15 protein-coding genes are annotated in these 19502 nt (G+C 39.1%); 7 read left to right on the top strand and 8 right to left on the bottom strand.

What is annotated here, in order from left to right:
• Nucleotides 1-53: 53 nt before the first annotated feature.
• From ACGF5R_RS02170 to ACGF5R_RS02140, 7 genes are all read right to left on the bottom strand, one after another.
• On the bottom strand, nucleotides 54-1277 hold the full coding sequence (locus tag ACGF5R_RS02170; RefSeq protein ID WP_262980664.1) for an ROK family transcriptional regulator: 1224 nt from the start codon (nucleotides 1275-1277) through the stop codon (nucleotides 54-56).
• A 15-nt stretch (nucleotides 1278-1292) separates the two neighbouring features.
• Nucleotides 1293-2453, bottom strand: a complete 1161-nt coding sequence (gene nagA / locus ACGF5R_RS02165) for an N-acetylglucosamine-6-phosphate deacetylase (RefSeq protein WP_112878088.1) — start codon at nucleotides 2451-2453, stop codon at nucleotides 1293-1295.
• Between the two features lie 84 nt (nucleotides 2454-2537).
• Nucleotides 2538-3350: a glucosamine-6-phosphate deaminase gene (gene nagB / locus ACGF5R_RS02160; protein ID WP_262980663.1), complete on the bottom strand. Its 813-nt coding sequence runs from the start codon at nucleotides 3348-3350 to the stop codon at nucleotides 2538-2540.
• Between the two features lie 277 nt (nucleotides 3351-3627).
• Entirely contained in the window at nucleotides 3628-5157 is a 1530-nt protein-coding gene (gene nagE / locus ACGF5R_RS02155; RefSeq protein WP_162119966.1) for an N-acetylglucosamine-specific PTS transporter subunit IIBC, read from the bottom strand.
• Between the two features lie 286 nt (nucleotides 5158-5443).
• Complete coding sequence (locus ACGF5R_RS02150; RefSeq protein ID WP_387689716.1) at nucleotides 5444-5791, bottom strand: glycosyltransferase; 348 nt, start codon at nucleotides 5789-5791, stop codon at nucleotides 5444-5446.
• A complete protein-coding gene (locus ACGF5R_RS02145; protein WP_112878091.1) occupies nucleotides 5788-6597 on the bottom strand; it encodes a glycosyltransferase in 810 nt (269 codons plus the stop codon). The genes ACGF5R_RS02150 and ACGF5R_RS02145 overlap by 4 nt, the downstream gene beginning before the upstream one ends.
• Before the next feature lie 47 nt (nucleotides 6598-6644).
• Nucleotides 6645-6866, bottom strand: coding sequence for a hypothetical protein (locus ACGF5R_RS02140; RefSeq protein WP_192881022.1), 222 nt, complete (start codon nucleotides 6864-6866; stop codon nucleotides 6645-6647).
• Between the two features lie 1256 nt (nucleotides 6867-8122).
• On the opposite strand from ACGF5R_RS02140, the gene glnS reads away from it, so the two are divergent.
• On the top strand, nucleotides 8123-9790 hold the full coding sequence (glnS, locus tag ACGF5R_RS02135; protein ID WP_387689566.1) for a glutamine--tRNA ligase: 1668 nt from the start codon (nucleotides 8123-8125) through the stop codon (nucleotides 9788-9790).
• A 211-nt stretch (nucleotides 9791-10001) separates the two neighbouring features.
• Here the strand turns inward: glnS and ACGF5R_RS02130 are convergent, their stop codons facing one another.
• A complete protein-coding gene (locus ACGF5R_RS02130) occupies nucleotides 10002-10895 on the bottom strand; it encodes a LysR family transcriptional regulator (protein ID WP_112878093.1) in 894 nt (297 codons plus the stop codon).
• Nucleotides 10896-11339: 444 nt separating this feature from the next.
• Between ACGF5R_RS02130 and ACGF5R_RS02125 the strand changes: the two genes are divergently transcribed.
• The 6 genes from ACGF5R_RS02125 to ACGF5R_RS02100 all read left to right on the top strand — a co-directional run bounded on the left by ACGF5R_RS02125 (nucleotide 11340) and on the right by ACGF5R_RS02100 (nucleotide 19492).
• Entirely contained in the window at nucleotides 11340-12107 is a 768-nt protein-coding gene (locus ACGF5R_RS02125) for a TenA family transcriptional regulator (RefSeq protein WP_158537776.1), read from the top strand.
• Between the two features lie 495 nt (nucleotides 12108-12602).
• Nucleotides 12603-12791 (top strand): hypothetical protein, encoded by a 189-nt coding sequence (locus ACGF5R_RS02120; RefSeq protein ID WP_112878095.1) that lies wholly within the window; start codon nucleotides 12603-12605, stop codon nucleotides 12789-12791.
• A gap of 644 nt (nucleotides 12792-13435) precedes the next feature.
• Nucleotides 13436-15103, top strand: coding sequence for an FAD-dependent oxidoreductase (locus ACGF5R_RS02115; protein WP_387689563.1), 1668 nt, complete (start codon nucleotides 13436-13438; stop codon nucleotides 15101-15103).
• A gap of 566 nt (nucleotides 15104-15669) precedes the next feature.
• On the top strand, nucleotides 15670-16119 hold the full coding sequence (locus ACGF5R_RS02110; RefSeq protein WP_112878097.1) for a cupin domain-containing protein: 450 nt from the start codon (nucleotides 15670-15672) through the stop codon (nucleotides 16117-16119).
• A 530-nt stretch (nucleotides 16120-16649) separates the two neighbouring features.
• Nucleotides 16650-16805, top strand: coding sequence for a hypothetical protein (locus ACGF5R_RS02105; protein WP_158537778.1), 156 nt, complete (start codon nucleotides 16650-16652; stop codon nucleotides 16803-16805).
• 11 nt (nucleotides 16806-16816) lie between these two features.
• Entirely contained in the window at nucleotides 16817-19492 is a 2676-nt protein-coding gene (locus ACGF5R_RS02100; RefSeq protein ID WP_387689560.1) for a beta-N-acetylhexosaminidase, read from the top strand.
• The last annotated feature ends 10 nt before the right edge of the window (nucleotides 19493-19502 follow it).

Here is a 19502-nt window from a genome sequence, read left to right as displayed (position 1 = left end):
CTTGTTTGTTTGGCATATAAGCATTTTGATGACAAAATCAACAAAAAATAACATTACCCTTCGAGTAAGTGTTGTAACAGAACGCCATTAAGCATAGCACGTTTAGTCAGAGCGAAGGCGCCAATAGCAGAGCAGTGGACTAATTCAGAAATAACGATCGGCAGATCTTGACGAAATTCTTTCAGGACCTGAGAGTTGATACAACTTTGAATAGCGGGTAAGAGTACTTTCTGAGCTTCAGTAATTTCTCCCGCCAGAACAACTTTCTGTGGATTAAATAAATTAATCGCGATAGAGATAGTTTTGCCGAGGTAATGGCCGACACTTTTTATTACCTCAGATGCTAATGGATCATTTTGATTAGCGGCTTGGCAGATAGCTCTGATATTGCAGTTATTTAATGTTAGCTGGCTTGGAAAACCTTGCTTTAATTGATGCTGAACTCGTGCTTCTATCGCTGAGTTAGCGGCGATAGTTTCCAGGCAGCCAAAATTGCCACAGTGACAACGTTCACCGAGTGGATCAATTTGAATATGACCAATTTCACCTAAGTTTCCTCTATTATTGAGCAGTATCTGGCTATTGATAATCACCCCGGCACCGGTACCCCGATGGATACGTACCAGTATCGAGTCTTCACAATCACGGGTGGCGCCGAAATAGTGTTCAGCCAATGCCAAGCTGCGGATATCATGACCAACAAAACAGCTAATGTTGAAATGTTTTTTCAGGTTATCGACCAGAGTCCAGTTGGTTACTTTGATATGAGGCATATAACGGATGATGCCGGTATCTGGGTCAACTAATCCGGGCAGGATAACTGAAATGGCGATCAGTTCACAGATTCTGTGTTGATTTTGCAGGATAAAATTTTCTATTGCGTTGATAAGCTGGTTTTCAATTTTTTGCTGAGTCGCTTCAGGCAGTGGATAATGTTCTTCAACCAATGCCTTGCCACTCATATCATAAAGAGCAAGAGTAGCATCATGGCGGCCAAGGCGGACACCAACAGTATGGAAGTGACGATTTTCTGTAACGATGGAAATGGCGCGGCGGCCTCCGGTAGAGGCTTGTTGATCGACTTCTTTAATCAAGCCGCGTTCAAGTAACTGGCGAGTAATTTTAGTCACACTAGCTGGCGCAAGTTGACTTTGTTCAGCAATTTGAATGCGAGAGATTGGTCCTTGTTGATCAATCAGCCGATATACCACGGCTCCGTTAAGTTGCTTTACAAGGTCAATATTACCAATTTGTTTTTGTGTGTTGTTATAACTCATCAGCTATTTAGTCCGTCAAAGTTCAGTTTCTTTTCCGTTAACGATGGTCTTGCGAATTTCAAAGTCGTGACTGAAAACAATGAGGTTAGCGATTTTCCCGGTTTCAACAGTGCCAAGATATTTATCGACACCAATTGCGCGGGCAGGGTAAAGAGTTGCCATCCTCAGTGCTTCATCCAGTGCAATACCAACATGTTCAACGCTATTTTTAACAGCATCTATCATAGTGAGAGAGGAGCCACTTAGAACGCCGTTTTGGTCAACACATAATCCGTTGCGATAGTATATGACCTTACCCGCAAAGGTGAAATGTTCCATTTTACTGATGGCAGGATCAAGTCCTGCTGGGACCGTCGCATCCGTTACCAAAATTAATTTATCATTTTTCAAACGCTTAGTATTACGAATATTTGGCCATGAAACGTGCAAACCATCAGCGATGATTCCAGCATAGATTTCAGGTGTATCAAAGATAGCGCCAATCAAGCCGGGTTGGCGTCCCGAAATAGCAGGCATGGCATTATAAAGGTGGGTTGAGATAGTAATTCCGTTTTGGAATCCCTGTTGGGCCTCTTCATAACTGGCATTTGAATGGCCGGCAGAAACAACAATACCGGCTTCTACCAACTGCTGAATATATTTTTGCTCAACCATTTCCGGTGCGAGGGTCAACTTAGTGATGACATCAGCGTTATCGCACAGGAAATTTATCATTTCAGATGTAGGCTTACGGATAAGCTCTGGATTATGAGTGCCTTTCTTTGCTGGGTTGAGATAAGGTCCTTCCAGATGCAAACCTAAGGCCTGATGCTGATTATGTTTAAGATAAGTGCGCATTACCTCAACAGAGGCCATCATCAATTCGTCTGTGCTGGTAATCAGAGTTGGCAAATAGCTGGTGCAGCCAGAGCGTTCATTGGTTCTTTGCATGATATTCAGTGTTTTTTCTGAGATGTTTTCCAACTGATCGTTGAACTGAACACCACCACAGCCATTAACTTGCAAATCAATAAAGCCGGGGCAAAGTATTGCACCATTCATATCGCGTGTGACAATATCTTTTGGCAAATTTTGTATTGAGCAAACACTGTTGATTAAGCCGTCTGCAATTATAACGGCATGCTCATCTAGTCTGTTGTGACCGGTATATATAATGCAGTTGGTTAAAGCATACATCTTAGCCTCCTATGGGATCGGGAGATGATGATTGAAGATAATGACGGTAATCAGCCTGAGAGAGGCATCAGGCTGCGTAGATTCTTATTTTTTGCTGGCGAATTCGTTGATAATATCTGCTTCCAGTTGATGGAAGTATTTGACTGTTTTTACCTTCAATTCCATTGTTGCCGGTTCGTCACAGACAATGATGGATTTAGGATGCATTTGCAGACAGCTTATTGTCCACATATGGTTAACATTGCCTTCAATTGCCGCCTGAATGGCTTGGGCCTTATTTAGACCCGTTGCAAGGATCATAATTTCTTCTGCATCCATTAACGTGCCTACACCTACGGTCAGGGCGTATTTAGGCACCTGATTAATATCATTATCGAAGAAGCGGGAGTTAGCCGTGCGGGTTTCTACGGTAAGTGTTTTAATGCGTGTACGGGAAGTCAGGGATGATGCGGGTTCATTGAAAGCAATATGACCGTCATTACCGACTCCCCCCATAAATAGATGAATCTGACCGTAAGATTTAATTTTGTCTTCATAACGTTGACATTCTGTTTCGACATCAGAAGCATTACCATTGAGCAGGTTGATATTTTCCTTTGGAATATCAATATGATCAAGGAAATTTTGGTGCATAAAATGGTGATAGCTTTGTGGATGATTTTCGGCGATACCGACATATTCATCCATATTGAATGTCACGACATGTCTAAAGCTGACTTTCCCTGCTTTATGTAGAGCAATTAATTCGTTATAAGTTGCCAGTGGTGTACTGCCAGTTGGCAACCCCAAAATAAAAGGGTGCTCGGCGGTGGGGTTAAATGTATTGATTTTGCTAACGATATAGTGTGCGGACCATTTACCAACGTCACTTGCATTCGCTAGGGGGATCAGCCTCATAATTGCCTCTTAAAACAAGAAATTATAGCAGTTGGATAAATTAGTTGATTAACTAATCTTTTTATCGCGTGAATATTAAATCATTTTTATAAGCAGAGATATGCTGTACTTCAAAGATATTTTTCATCTTAAAATAAGATGCAAAAAATAGCCAGAAAATTAATAGAAGAAATGATAGATTTTACTGTTTTTGTCACTTATTAAGTCATCTTATTTTTGCAAGAAAAATAAAAGGGAACGAGAGATGAGTTCCCTTTTAAGTTCGAGGTGTCTTTAACTACGATCTTTTATTTGGCGACCTTTTGTCTGGTCTATCTGAGGGTAGTTGAGTACGTATCTGCCCGGCAATACTTTCTGCCTGGGGTCCCAATACCACTTGAACACTCTGTTTACCTATTTTCAGGACGCCTTTTGCACCTAATTGTTTTAACCGGTGTTCATCCAATTGTGTGTTGTCTTCAACGGTCAAGCGAAGACGGGTAATACAGGCATCTACGGTATGAATATTTTGTGCACCACCAAGAGCGGTAATGTAATGTTGAATTGTTTCGTTGTCTTGGGAGGCGGAAGTCGCTTGAGTTGTTTCTCCAATTTCGCGGCCTGGCGTACGTAAGTTGAAAATACGAATCATGAGGGTGAAGCAAACAAAATACAGCATAAAGAACAAGGCGATTAATGGGATTAACAACCACGGCTTGGTTGCCAGACCCCAGCTCAATACAAGGTCAATTAATCCGGCAGAGAATCCAAAGCCATGCAGAATACCCAATGAATTGACGATAACCATGCTAACACCAGCCAATATTGCATGCAGAACATATAAAGCTGGAGCCAAGAATAGGAATGAGAATTCTATTGGTTCAGTGATACCGGTTAAGAATGTTGTCAAAGCGACGGATAATAGCATCCCGCCAATCTGAGGACGACGTTCCTTTGGTGCTGCAAGATACATTGCCAGCGCAGCACCGGGCAAACCGCCCATAAAGATGGGATAAGCCCAGGCCATATAGATTCCGGCATGTGGATCACCGGCGAAGAAACGGTTCAAGTCGCCGCGGCTCATATCGGTGGCTATTTGGGTAATAGTAGAGCCATCAATACCTGGAACCGCTGCGCCGATGGTCAGAGAACGGACAACATCTGGAGCCAGGCAGATATTATGTACAGAACTGGCTAAGTCATAAGTAATTTTCAGACAGTCACCCAGACTAAACCAGAAAACAGAATGCAGGATATAGTGCAAACCAAATGGAATGAGAGAGCGGTTAAGCACACCATAAGTAAACCATCCGGCCATGCCGCTCTTTGATACTAAAAGGCTGAAAGTATCAATACCGTGCTGGACATATGGCCATACATAGCCACATATCCATGCAATGAACAGACAAATAATGCCGGTCATGATAGGGACTAATCGCTTACCGGCGAAGAAAGCAAGAAACTCTGGCAGACGTGTATTTGAAAAACGGTTATAACAATGACCGGCAACAATACCTGCGATAATACCTGCGAAAAAAGACATATTGATAGTCGAGTCTATGACTGACGTGGCTTTAGTGAGTACTAAAAAACCAACGACACCGGCCAGCGCGGCAGCGCCAGCATTATCTTTTGCTAAGCCTATCGCGATACCTAATGCAAATAGCAGAGGGAGGTTTTCAAAAATACCACCGCCAGCGCTGGCGATGAAAGGAATATTAAATACGTCGGGTTGGCCGAAACGTAGCAAAAGCGCGGCTACGGGAAGCGTGGCAATGGGAAGCATTAATGCTTTTCCCAATCGCTGCAAATAATTGAATATACCCATAATGCTTACCTTAGTTGTAGGAAATTTTATTGAAAAAATAGCTCGCTATTAACAACAGCAATACAACTTATTTTTAGTCGAAAAATAATAAAAAGCTACACATAAGTGAGTAATTGTGATCACTGTAGCGATATTGTTTAAAATTGCATAAATTGAGTCATCTGTAGTAAACGGGTTCAAATTTTTAACTGAATTAACTTAATGATTTAATTGCGGGAAGATGTTGTCAGGAGTTTTGTAAATGGGCACCTGTATGTGCCCATTGATTTGGTAAATAGTTGAAGCGTTATGAGAGACACTCAGAAACGGGGTTTTTGTTTGCCATATAACTTATTGAAACTTCTTCCCAGGCTTTGCCCATACTATCTTCAAAACATGCTTTTGAAATTAAAGAGCTTATATATTGTAACTGCTGATTAGAGGTAAATAGATCTTTTTCGTATATTGATATTATCTTTTCATTAAGAGAATCGATATTATATGTAAATTTGTATTCTGAAGGAAAATAAGAAGCTGCTTCAATTAAGTTTAAGTTGGGTACGATTGTGCATACGCCATTTAATGCAGCTTCTAATGGTGTAATGCCAAGGGTTTCATAGCGTGATGTGCATACAAAAATAGATTTATTTTTTATTTTATTAAAAATACTGAATAGTTCTGTTTGGGATAATTTATGTGATATAAAAAATTGTTCCTGATATCTGGGGGGACCCTCGATATCAATTTATTCCTTCTGATATTTTTGCTCTCTTCATCACCTGCAATGAAAATTTTAACGGGAATACCTTTGTTTAGTAAAATAATTGCTGAATTGATTAATAGATCTATATTTTTAAAATAATCTAATCTGGCGACCGCAGTAAACAACAATAATTCATTTTTATTGGTTTTGATAAAATCATTAATATATTTATTTTCTATTTTTAATTCAGTGATTTCTTCTATGGAAATAGGTGGAATAATATTTTTAATATTGTCTGGGTTTATTCCTTTTTTGAGTAAGAAATTTCCTTGTAATTTTGAATGTTGGAAAATAAAATATTTTTTATTAATTAATGTTTCAATGCCTTTCATTTGTTGAATATTAAGGTGTTGGGCTTTAGCTTTATTTTCAAAAGCATCATATGTCTCTTCCAGAGAATAGTGTTGTTGAAAGTCTTCTACAAAAGGGCCATGATGTGTTATACAACAAGGTATATGGGGAGGATGATAAGATAATAATGTATCTGTTTGATAATAAACTATTGCAGGGATTATTTGATCATTTTTAATTGATAATATTGAAATACATTTTTCTAGCATGTTTTTTACATCTTTGCTTTTCATAGAGAAATTAAAAAAGATATTTATACATTTTATACCTTCAATTATATCTTCAGTTATTTTAGGTAAAATTAATGATTCATCTCTTTTGTAGAATATATACCCGTTATCTTTCAAGTTGCCTCTTTGTTGGCTGCACTCGCTCACCCCAGTCACATAGTTATCTATGCTCCCGGGGATTCACTCCCTTGCCGTCGCGATGCATCTTGAAATCCATAGGGTATAAAGCCAGAAAGTAAGTCCCTTTTTATAAAATAATCAGCAACTTTTAGTGTGAATGATGTCGCTCCAACTTTAAAACCAGAACGATAATCATTTGATATGTAGTTGCCATTAATGACTATTACTGCTGGGGTTATTTTGTTGCCTGATGTTATATTCGTCATTTTTATTTCCCTTGGGATATTTTATTAAGTGCGTGAAATTATTTGGTGTTATTTTTACATGTTAATTTTTTAATTTAATATTTAGAATGATTAGAATGATTAGAATGATTAGAATGATTAGAATTGATTAAGTGTATCGTATTGTACCCGGATAATTTTATTACTAAGATGCTTAATAATATTATTACCTTAATAATAAATTGCAAAGTATTTTATTGTTTATTTACGGTGGTTTAAACATTAAAATGCGTGTATGTGACGTAACCCTTTATTATGCTTTAGTTTATTTTATTGGTCTGATTGTAAATTTATGTTTAAATAAATACCCACTAGAATAGCAGTGTGATTTAGATAAAGTCCGGTAGTGAAATGCCTGAATTATCGAATTGATTTTGAAATTAACTCATTGTTATTTTGTATTTTTTTGTAAAATTTAAATTTAGAGCGTCATTAATAGTCTTTCGATAATAAATTTGATATATATCCTTCATCTTTCAAGTTGCTGCTTTGTTGGCTGCTTTCACTTACCCCAGTCACATCGTTATCTATGCTCCTGGGGATGCGTTCACTTGCCGCCGCGCTGCAATTTGAAATCTATTGGGTATATATAATTATTTTTTTATATTTACAGAGTAAAAGCATCAATCAATAGATAATTTAGAAATTTAAATTATAGACTTATTTTGATTTTATCAAACAGTTATTAGTAATAGGTATAGTGCCAATTATTTATTCTTTAAAATTGGATGGTTATTATTCAGTAATATTTGTTATGGTTGAATGAAATATTGATTGGTGATAGTTTCATTGATTATTTCATAATAAAGTTTGCTGTATTGTCGATATGCGTCACTGTTGAGTGTTTTTTCGATAGAAGAGTGATTTTTTGTAATTCATTGTTATATACCCTATAGATTTCAAGATGCATCGCGACGGCAAGGGAGCGAATCCCCGGGAGCATAGATAACTATGTGACCGGGGTGAGTGAGCGCAGCCAACAAAGAGGCAACTTGAAAGATGACGGATATATATAATATTGTTGAAACATAGACCCATTAGCTGGTTGCTATGTATCAGTCTTATTTTCTAGTAAAAAATTATTAAAACAGTCCCTTTTAAAAACTCGTCATCGTTTTTTCGCTCCAACTTTGCACTGAATCGCCATTTTACATGAACAAACGGTTGTTTCTCGGCACTGCTTGTTGGATTATAGGCGGTTACGTGACGCGTTTTTGGCATTATTGAGGTATAAAACAATGAGTGAGGCAGACGCCCGCCCGACAAACTTTATTCGTCAGATAATTGACGAAGATTTGGCAACTGGTAAACATACATCGGTACATACTCGTTTCCCGCCTGAACCCAATGGTTATCTGCATATTGGTCATGCAAAATCTATCTGTTTGAACTTCGGTGTTGCAAAGGACTATCAGGGGCAGTGTAATCTGCGTTTTGATGATACCAACCCAGTTAAGGAAGATGTTGAATACGTCGATTCTATTAAAAATGATGTTCAGTGGTTAGGTTTTGAGTGGAGCGGCGATATTCGCTACTCTTCTAATTATTTCGATACGCTGTATCAGTATGCTATTGAATTGATCAACGAAGGTCTGGCTTATGTTGATGAATTGAGTCCGGAAGAGATCCGTGAATATCGTGGCACGTTAAAAGAACCGGGTAAAAATAGCCCATATCGTGACCGCAATATTGAAGAAAACTTGGTATTGTTCGAAAAAATGCGTGCCGGTGAATTTGACGAAGGTAAAGCTTGTCTGCGTGCTAAAATTGATATGGCATCCCCTTTTATTGTGATGCGTGATCCGGTTTTGTACCGGATTAAATTTGCAGAACATCATCAGTGTGGTAACAAATGGTGCATCTACCCAATGTACGATTTTACTCACTGTATTTCTGATGCGCTTGAAGGTATTACACATTCGCTGTGCACGCTGGAGTTCCAGGATAACCGCCGCCTGTACGACTGGGTACTGGAAAACATCACCATTGACTGTCGTCCACGCCAATATGAATTCTCGCGCTTGAACCTTGAATATACGGTTATGTCTAAGCGTAAGCTGAATCTGCTGGTGGCAGATAAGATTGTTGAAGGTTGGGATGACCCACGCATGCCAACGATCTCAGGCTTGCGTCGTCGTGGTTATACTGCCGCGTCTATTCGTGAATTCTGTCGTCGTATTGGTGTCACCAAGCAGGTTAATAATGTGGAAATGGCAGCATTGGAATCTTGTATCCGTGATGATCTGAATGAAAATGCCCCTCGCGCAATGGCTGTTCTTGATCCGGTTAGATTAGTGATCGAAAACATGCCAGAAGGGGAGCAGATTTTGAGTATGCCTAATCATCCGAACAAACCGGAGATGGGTAGCCGTGAAGTGCCATTTAGTCGTGAGATCTATATTGACCGGGCAGATTTTCGTGAAGAAGCGAACCGTCAATATAAGCGTTTGGTATTGGGTAAAGAAGTTCGTCTGCGTAACGCTTATATCATTAAAGCGGAGCGCGTTGAGAAAGATGCTGACGATAATATCACGACAATCTATTGCAGCTACGATGAGCAAACGTTGAATAAAGATCCAGCGGATGGCCGGAAAGTGAAAGGTGTTATTCATTGGGTCAGTGCGGTTCATGCGGTTTCTGCTGAATTCCGTCTGTATGATCGTCTGTTCAGCGTGCCGAATCCAGGTGTAGAGGATGATTTTCTGGCGACAATTAACCCAGAGTCATTGGTGATCCGTCAGGGCTTTGTTGAGCCAAGTTTAGCTGATGCTAATTCAGAACAAACTTATCAGTTTGAGCGTGAAGGTTATTTCTGTGCTGATAGTTGTCATTCCAGTGCAGAAAAGCTGGTATTTAACCGTACCGTTGGCCTGCGTGATACCTGGGAAAAAATTTCTCAGGATTAATTGAAATAATAAACTGTACCTCACAAGTTGGACACTTAATCCAGCATTGAGGTGCAGTTTTTTTATGGCTGAATTTGTCATTCCTGGAGAAGATTGAGTCATAGATAAACGAGATGTCAGAATTACAGAATAAAGTCAAAGAGATTAATTACGTCATTTATGGGCATTTTCATGTTTAAGTACTTATGTAATCAATTTATTGATAAATATTTTATTTTTCTTTTGGGAATAAATTATCTGCCATGAAATCGACAAAAGCTCTGACTTTAGGTAGTACCCAACGGTTAGATGGCCAGAGAACACGGAAGGTGCTTGAAGTACCCGCCCACTTATCCAAGATTGTTAACAATGTACCGCTAGCTAATGCTTGTTTAACGGTAAAATCAGGCAAACAGGCTATGCCGTGGCCTTGAATCGCCATGTGTAGCAGTGTTTCGACATGATTGCTGGTTATCTTTGCCTGAAGATGTATGTCTATTTCGGATCTTCCTGAGCACAGCGGCCATTTCTCTAAAAGGCCGGTAGTGGGAAAACGATGTATCAAGCAGGCGTGGTGTAATAACTCTCCGGGGTGTGCTGGCTTGCCATGTTGTGCAAAGTAGCTTGGAGCACCAACATAGACGAAACGGCTAGACCCTATACGTTTATTCATCAGTCGTGAATCGTTGAGTTCCCCAGTGCGAACCACGGCATCGAAGCCTTCATCGATAACATCAACTAATCGATCACTAAAATCCAGCTCTAGTTCTATCTGTGGGTAACAAGTCGCAAAAGCAGATAATACGGGTAACATCAGGTTACTGAGCAATGGCAAACTCACTCGCAGGCGTCCTTGAGGGGCAGAGATGGAGCTTAATAGTTCATTTTCCGCAGTGGAAATCTCGTCCAGGATACGTTTGCAGCGCTCAAGGAACAGTGTGCCTTCAGTCGTCAAACTGACACTTCGGGTGCTGCGTTGGAGCAGACGTACACCTAATTTCTCTTCTAACCGGGATATGCTTTTGCTAACGGACGAAGGAGAGAGTCCGAGTTGTCTGGCTGCGGTTGCAAAGCTACGAGCTTTGGCGACATGAATGAAGATTATGAATCCACTCAGATTATTCACTTGGGCCTCCTGGGCTTTTTTAAGTTGCTATTGGTGACAAGAAAGTCACTTCAGAAGTGATTGTAGGTCTATTTATCCACTATTAGCGAATCTGTAGTATGAAATAAAATTTATCTTGCTTTAGCTGCTATATAGCGGGAAAACACACAGATTCAAGGCTGAAAATTGAAATGGTCATGAGAACCAAAATAGATACGGGATCGAGTGTAAATAAAATTTCACTTGTCCTGACTACTTGTCTTGTTGCTGCGTTTATCCCTTTGAATACAGTACATAATGTCAGCACAGTAGAATTGAGTTGGGTCACTAACTTATCTACGGCTTTACAGCAATTTCTGTTAAGAGATTGATAGGATTGCATAAACATAGAACTAATATTTTTGGCTTGAGAAGAGCTTGTATATCATCTATTTCATCGGTTGAATGTTACTAAAAGGGTTTATTATGGAACTCACTATCAATACTCAAAATGAGCTTAAAAAAGAAGAAACCGGTTACTTTTTATCTCCACTATGGGAAGACGTTTTCTCTAAGGTGTTATTGGAGGAGCTCAATTCGAATGTATTTTTGGTCGCTTGCCGCTCTGGTCAGGTGGAGCAGAATTTATTAAGAAAGTTTATGATCCAGCACCATTACTATTCACAATATTTCACCCGTTATCTGTGTTCATTGATGGGAGGTTTAGCAGATCAAAAAGATTTTATGCTGCTTTCTCATAATCTGTTGGAAGAGCTAACAGGAACCGATGCAGCAAAGATATCTCATGCAGAGTTATATAAAAAAGCGATGGCGGCTATTAATGCTGTTCCTAAAAGTGACCCAATTCTTAACAGTACTCAACAACTGATTGATGCCATGTTTCGCCACTGCCGCAGTGATGATTCTCTGAGAGGGCTTGCGGCACTGTGTTTAGGTGCTGAAGCGATCGTACCTCTGGTTTATGGCCCAATTTTAGACGCTTTGCAATTAATAAAGGCGCCTAATGATGCATTACATTTCTTTAGAATCCATGTTGAAGAGGATGAAGATCATGCGATTGCGATGAGAAAAATTATTGATCGAATGATTGAAGAGAAACCTTACCGAAGGGGGGATGTTATTGCGGTTGGTGAAGAAATGGTGCGTTTTCGCATTGCAATGCTTAATGAGCTATATCAAAACAATATCAGGATAAATACAGATGTAACGATGCTTTTATCCGAGTGTGATTGAGATACTTTGCGTACATAATGGCATGTACAGTAAAAGTACTTGATATGGTTTCTGGTGATGAGATATCAGCATAAAGTGTTGATGGATATATTTTGGGTAAAATAAGTAATACAAACTATCGTAATCATATATTATGTAATAATTATTGGATTGAACTCGTATAATGTAAAAAATAAAAAACGAAATTAGTAATTATCGATTCTATTGAATGGATAATTAAATATAGATGTAAATATTGTTGGACAACAAATTATTCAGCTAATATTGGAAAAGGCCGAGAAGAAATACTATATTAGAGAATATGTCGTTGTTGTGAATAGCTTTGGTCAAATTTCCTCAAGGGCAATAGGTAAGGTTCTGAAACCTAAGTTAAGGGATATTTCTCCTAAAATTCTCGATAAATATGAAAGAAATAAAGAACTTCCAGATGGGATTTTAAAAATTGTTAATTATATATTCAGTAATTAGAGTTGATTATGGCGAAGGTAAAATATTGTGAATGGAGGTTTTTATGAAAATATTGTTATCGAAGCTGTAAAAAGATTGATTCTTGCTGAATCTCCCGATGTCTCTGAGTTTGAACGTATGGAGTGGTTCTTTAACATTTACAAAGATGTGTTCCCACCAACTCACTTTCAGTCCACCGGTATTTTTACTAAGAATTTAGATACCTCTTTTTTGTAATTAGGCTACGGCGTAAGAGTTATTATTGTATGACAGCATGATAGGGGTATTATCAGATTATTATATTAATTAAACGATAAAAAATACCTTGTTTAGTATAGTGTGATATAAGGTAAATGAATTCATTTCTATTGGATATGGAGATTTATTTGAAATATTAAAAAATATTGAAATTTTTGATGTTGTTTTTTTGAGCTCTAATGTTTATTTATTCTTTAAAGTGACTTTTTTAAAAGGGAAACTTATCATGGGTTTGACGGTCCAAAATATATAACATATAAGCGCTTCCTTAAAGAAGTGAGAAAGTATCACAATTACTCAGGAAAAAGAGTTATGGAGCTTAACCGCCAGAGAAATGAAACGGTGTTTAGTGAATGACGTATAGAGCATGGCTATAACTATTTTGTTTTATACCCGTTATCTTTCAAGTTGCCTCTTTGTTGGCTGCACTCACTCACCCCGGTCACATAGTTATCTATGCTCCCGGGGATTCACTCCCTTGCCGTCGCGATGCATCTTGAAATCCATAGGGTATATATGAGGAGAGCGGAAAAGGAGATAATTCACAAATATATAAATTTTTTAATTGATATATTTTGTCTGAAATATTTATTGCTATTAATCATTATTAAGGAGAGTATATTTTGACTTCAGAAAATATTTCTGTATCACCCGTTGCTATTGTTGGTGGTGGACCTGTTGGCCTAATGTTAGCTTTATTCTTGGATTTATATGGTGTTCGTTCGGTTATTTTTAATTTGGAGGAAGAGACCCGGTGGCAGCCTAAAGGCAGTACCCATAGTGCCCGTATTATGGAGCATTTTCGTCGTGTAGGTATATCTCAGCCTATTCGGTCATTAGGCGTGCCAAAAGAGTTTCCTTTGGACGTATCATATTTTACCAAGTTTAATGGATGGGAGCTTGCACGGATTACGTTACCGTCGGAAATGGAGAAAATGTCTATGCGCGAAAATGCGGCTTCGACAGATCCCGTTCCAGAACCAATAATACGTGTAAATCAAATGTATGTTGAAAGGTTCCTGCTACAACATGCAAAGAGTCGTCCAAATATCACAATGAGATATGGCTGGCGCGTTAAAGATTTTGTCCAATATAAAGACGAAGTAAAACTTTATGCGGAGCATATTGATGGAAAGTATGCTGATGAAGTCTGGCAAGCGGCATATATGGTTGGGTGTGATGGTGGACAGAGCTTTGTACGATCTAAACTTGGTATAGTTTACGAAGGAACCGTTGAAGCTAAGGCAGGTTTTCTAACGGGTGGAATGGTTTCCAGTTATATCCGTGTTCCTGGAATTCACCGAGGATTATTACGAGACAAAAAATCCTGGATGTACAATATTGTCTCACCTGGGGAAAATATGTTATTTATCTGCCTGGACGGTGAAGATGATTTTTTATTTGTGACCCAGAGTAAGGATGGGAAAGTTATTGATGATTTGGAAGTCGTTCGCATAGCGCAGGCAGGAATAGGTACAGATGTTGAGGTATTAGTCCTTGGCAATACGATATGGAAAGGCGGTGTTGCTCTCGTTGCTGATAAATATTCTGAGGGTAGGGTATATTTAGCAGGAGATTCTATTCACTTATTTGCTCCCACCGGTGGTTTTGGCATGCATACGGGGATCGACGATGCTAGCAATTTAGCTTGGAAAATTGTTGCGTCTATAAATGGTTGGGCAGGTGATGCGTTAATGGATTCTTATGAAAGCGAGCGTCGTCCAATTGCATGGAGAAATACTGCCGTTGCTCGTTCTTATACCCGGCAGACAGCATCACTATATGTGCCTGCAAATTTGGAAGATGCGGATTATGCGGGTGAGCTGGCGCGTGAAAAGATTAATACTGAGCTAAGTCATTTTCGCTGTCAATTTACTTCTATCGGAGTGGAACTTGGTGCCCGATATGATAGTTCTCCTCATATTATTAATAGCGATCCGGTACCGGATGATGATTGGCTTAATTATAAACCAAGTAGTGTACCCGGAGGGAGATTGCCGCACTTATGGCTCACACCTATTCCTGGCACTAGGGTATCTCTGTTCGATATTTTAGGCACCGGGTTTAGTTTGCTTCGGGTAGGATCTCATTTTCCAGATATATCTGAATTATTAGCTCAGGCATATCAACGTAAAATTCCGGTCAAGATTGTTGATCTTCCCGGTCATGATGCTTGGCAATTATATCAAACCAGGCTCCTTTTAGTGCGTCCTGACCAATATATTGCCTGGAGAGGTGATAGGGTTCCTGACAACATAGGTTCAATATTGGATAAAATTATCGGTAGGTAAGTAAAGGGATGATTTTCTGGGATGAAGATATTAACGCTAATGAAACAGGGATCACAATATGATAGTTAAGGCGGATGTTTTTATGGCAGGTAACAGCCCTTTTGGTAATATCTATACCCTATGGATTTCAAGAGGCAACTTGAAAGATAACGGGTATATGGGACTAATATAATGGTCATCACAAAGCATTGATGGTTGACTAATACATTTGTTGCGCATATAAAAAATCAGCGAACAATCGAAATATTATCGGGGTTTGGTGTTAGCACATTAAGAAAAGCGTGCTTGTGGAAAGGGTGGTTGGGTGTATAGAACGATAATATAGTTCAACCACCACTGTTATTACGCAGAATGATGCAGTTAATATTATAAAAAAAACTTATCGGTAATTTTGATGGCACTTCTTGTGCGTTTGTCAGAAATCACGGACATATGACATGGTATTGCTAGGATAATTAGAGAAGATAGGCAGAAATGATAACTAAGATAAAATATGTTGAGTATTATTTCAAGATAGTTAGAAAATACAAATTTTACAATAAACTACAATATTAGAGGTAATTATAGTGAAAAAAACGTTTTTCTCATCTGGAGACTTTGGTAAAGTTCCCGGAGAATTAATTGAAGATAAGCCTACTCAATTGATTCATGAAAATGTATTGAACTCTGAAGTGAGTCAAGATTTGAATTTCTCAAATGAAAGGCGCCATAAAGTGGCTATGGTTAATTTACCCAGTAAAGTTCTCAGTATGACTCTGGGAGGGTTACAACCTGGACAATCGACCCGTAAACACAGACATAGTTATGAAACCATAATATATATCGTTAATGGGGAGGGGTATTCACTCATTGGTGAACAACATATTTCATGGAAAGCCGGTGATGCGATATATGTTCCTGTATGGGCATGGCATCAACATGTTAATAGTGGTGCTATTGATGAAGTATTCTATATTGCATGTGAGAATGCGCCAATGTTGCAAAACTTAGGTCTTGCTGTTCGTGAAGAGCTTTGAATTTAAGTAAGTGTAGGTTTTATAGATTGTATTTAAAAACAGATAATGATTTCACCGGGATAAAATCGTATTAGTAATATCCCGGTATTTTCTATATATTAATTATATCTCAATCATCATATTTTTTTTATTCAGTTAAACTCGTGTTATTTAACTGTTTTCTATAATAGAAAAACAAATCACAATTGGTAGTTTATTTTTTTAAATATTATCATTGGTAAATAGTTTTACATCTATTTTAGTTGGAAAGTATTTGTATTAATCAATCTATTTTTCAGTATGTTTTTTATATTGTTACTCTTTCGTTTTTGTATTATTTTATATTTTTATATCAATGAGGTATATAACTTTTATCTCGTTCCTTTTTAATGTGTTCTCTGTCATGTTTTACAAAAAATCCTTTTTTCACTATTGATAATTTGTGGTGCGAAAAATAATCTTCATAGATGTTGATTAGATGATTTTAATTCTATTTCTTAATGTAATGTTTTTTATTTTATAAATCGATTTACATTTTTGGCAGTAATTTTATGGTTACATATGGCGTAAAGATTGGTATTTTTTTCCAAAACGAGAAAGCGATTAAATTCAACGTCATCATGCCGTTTATTGTCTTCTCATGGCTCGTTGCTGCTGTTCTTAGTGCTTCTGAGCAGCGGCTTACCTTACATAACGTTTGTGTTTGAAAGAGGTAATAATGAAGAAATTTAAATTGCATACATTAGCAGCACTGACTGCAACAGTTGGACTTATGGGTTCTGTGTATGCTTCCCAAACAGCGCAGCAAGTGGTTGATGCACTGAGTCAATTAAAAGTTAATTATAAGGTCGTTGATAATCAGGCGGGAGATCACGGCGTTAACTGTGCAGTGCTGGGGGCTGACTGGGCTAAATGTAATCGAGTGGATATTACTTTAACCAATGGTAATCAGGCGATTGACTCTGTTGACTGGGCGATTTATTTCCACAGTATTCGCCAAGTCCTGAGCGTAGATAATGAACAGTTCAAAGTCACGCGTATCACGGGCGATTTACATAGACTGGAACCGACCGAAAAATTCACCGGTATTAAAGCTAATGAGCAGGTAAAACTGCCGTTTATTGGAGAATACTGGCAGATTTACAGCACTGATTTTCTACCTCGCTGGTATGCAACGTCGGGTGATGCGAAACCTAAAGTGCTTGTTAGTACAGATACAGAAGATCTAAGTCAATTCTTATCTGCTTTCACCGGTGATCAATGGAAACGCACACAGACAGATAATAATATTTTGATGACACCTGAAAATCGTTATATGAAGAATTTGCAGGTCAAAAAGGTTGGATCAAAAAAGTTGCGTGGGCAAATTATCCCGACACCAAAAGAGGTTCAGATTTTTACCGGGGATGCTGATTTATCTGGTGGGGTGAGACTGGAATTAGGTGGTTTAAATGACGAGGCAGTTATTCTTGTCAGAAAACGTTTTACTGATCAAGGTATTAAATTAGAGAATAGTGGCTATCTCGTTGCGACCCAGATTGTCTCTTCAGATTTTACTGGTGATTTGCAGGTTAAAGGGGCTTACCGTCTAAATGTTACCCAACATGGGGCACAAATTGTTGCTTTTGACCAATCAGGAGTGTTTTACGGTCTTCAATCTCTGTTGTCATTAATTCCTGTTGATGGCGATAGGAAGATTGCTACTTTGACGGCAAAAGATGCGCCCCGCTTTGAGTATCGCGGGGTTCTCCTTGATGTAGGGCGTAATTTCCACAGTAAACAGGCTGTTCTGCGTTTGCTTGACCAAATGGCAAGTTACAAGCTGAATAAATTCCATATTCATCTGTCTGATGATGAAGGTTGGCGTTTGGAAATTCCTGGATTACCTGAGTTGACGGAAGTTGGCAGCCAGCGGTGTCATGATTTAAGTGAAACTAAATGTTTGTTACCACAACTGGGTTCAGGCCCCGATAACAACAACATGGGTAGCGGATATTTCAGCCGTCAAGATTACATTGATATTTTGAAATATGCCAAAGCCCGTTATATCGACGTTATTCCTGAAATTGATATGCCAGCCCATGCTCGGGCCGCCGTTGTTTCTATGGAAGCCCGCTATAAGAAATTAATCGCTCAGGGGAATGTGAAAGGGGCGAATGAATATCGTTTGCTCGATCCAACGGATACCACCAGAGCAACATCGGTTCAGCTCTATGATCGTCGCAGTTATTTGAACCCATGTATGGATTCTTCAAAACGGTTTGTTGAGAAAGTCATTGGTGAAATTGCCGCTATGCATAAAGCAGCGGGCTCACCATTGGAGACTTGGCATTTCGGGGGAGATGAAGCGAAGAATATCCGTTTGGGAGACGGATTCCAGGATAAAAATGGTCCTATCGTACCGGGTAAGGGCATTATTGATAAAAATGCGGAAGATAAACCGTGGGCTAAGTCTCAGATTTGTCAGAAGTTGATAGAACAGGGTGTTGTGAAAGACATTGATTATCTTGCCAGCGACTTCGCAATTGAAGTGAGCAAAATTGTGAATGCTAATGGCATTGAAAGGATGCAGGCGTGGCAGGATGGTTTTAAACATGTTGGCAGCGCTAAAGATTTTGCCACCAAACGCGTAGGGGTGAATTTCTGGGACGCTCTCTACGATGGCGGCTTTGATTCAGTCAATGATTGGGCGAATAAGGGCTATGAAGTGGTGATATCTAGCCCAGATTATATTTATCTGGATATGCCATATGAAGTTCATCCACAGGAGCGTGGCTATTATTGGGCGGCTCGTTTTAACGATGAAGCTAAGATCTTTAGTTTTGCACCCAATAACATACCTCAAAATGCTGAAACTTCCATTGACCGTGATGGTAATGCATTCCGTGCGAAAAGTGATAAACCGTGGCCGGGCGCTTATGGGCTTTCAGGTCAAGGATGGAGTGAAACGGTTCGGACTGATGAACAGATGGAATATATGATTTATCCGCGCTTGTTACCGCTGGCAGAACGGGCATGGCACCGGGCCGGTTGGGAGCTGGATTATGTTCCGGGCCAGGTATATAAGCGTGGAGAAACGTATAAAGTCGATATAGATGCGCTTGATCGTGACTGGACTCGATTCGCTAACCTGATAGGGCAACGTGAACTTAGTAAACTGGATAAAGCAGGTATTGCTTATCGTCTGCCGGTTCCGGGGGCTAAGGTAAAACGGGGTATCTTGCGGGCTAATGTTGCTCTGCCTGGATTGGTAATCCAGTATTCGACTGATGGCGGTCGTAACTGGGAAGTTTATAACAACCATAAACGCCCAAGAGTGAGGGGTGATGTGTTGATCCGTTCTGTCAGCCCGGATGGTAAACGTTATAGTCGAATTGATAACGTAAAGGCATGATAATGTTGTA

The organism is Photorhabdus sp. RM71S (assembly GCF_042879355.1).
In the GTDB taxonomy this organism is placed as follows: domain Bacteria; phylum Pseudomonadota; class Gammaproteobacteria; order Enterobacterales; family Enterobacteriaceae; genus Photorhabdus; species Photorhabdus kayaii.
This window is presented reverse-complemented; position numbering and strand designations above follow the sequence as displayed.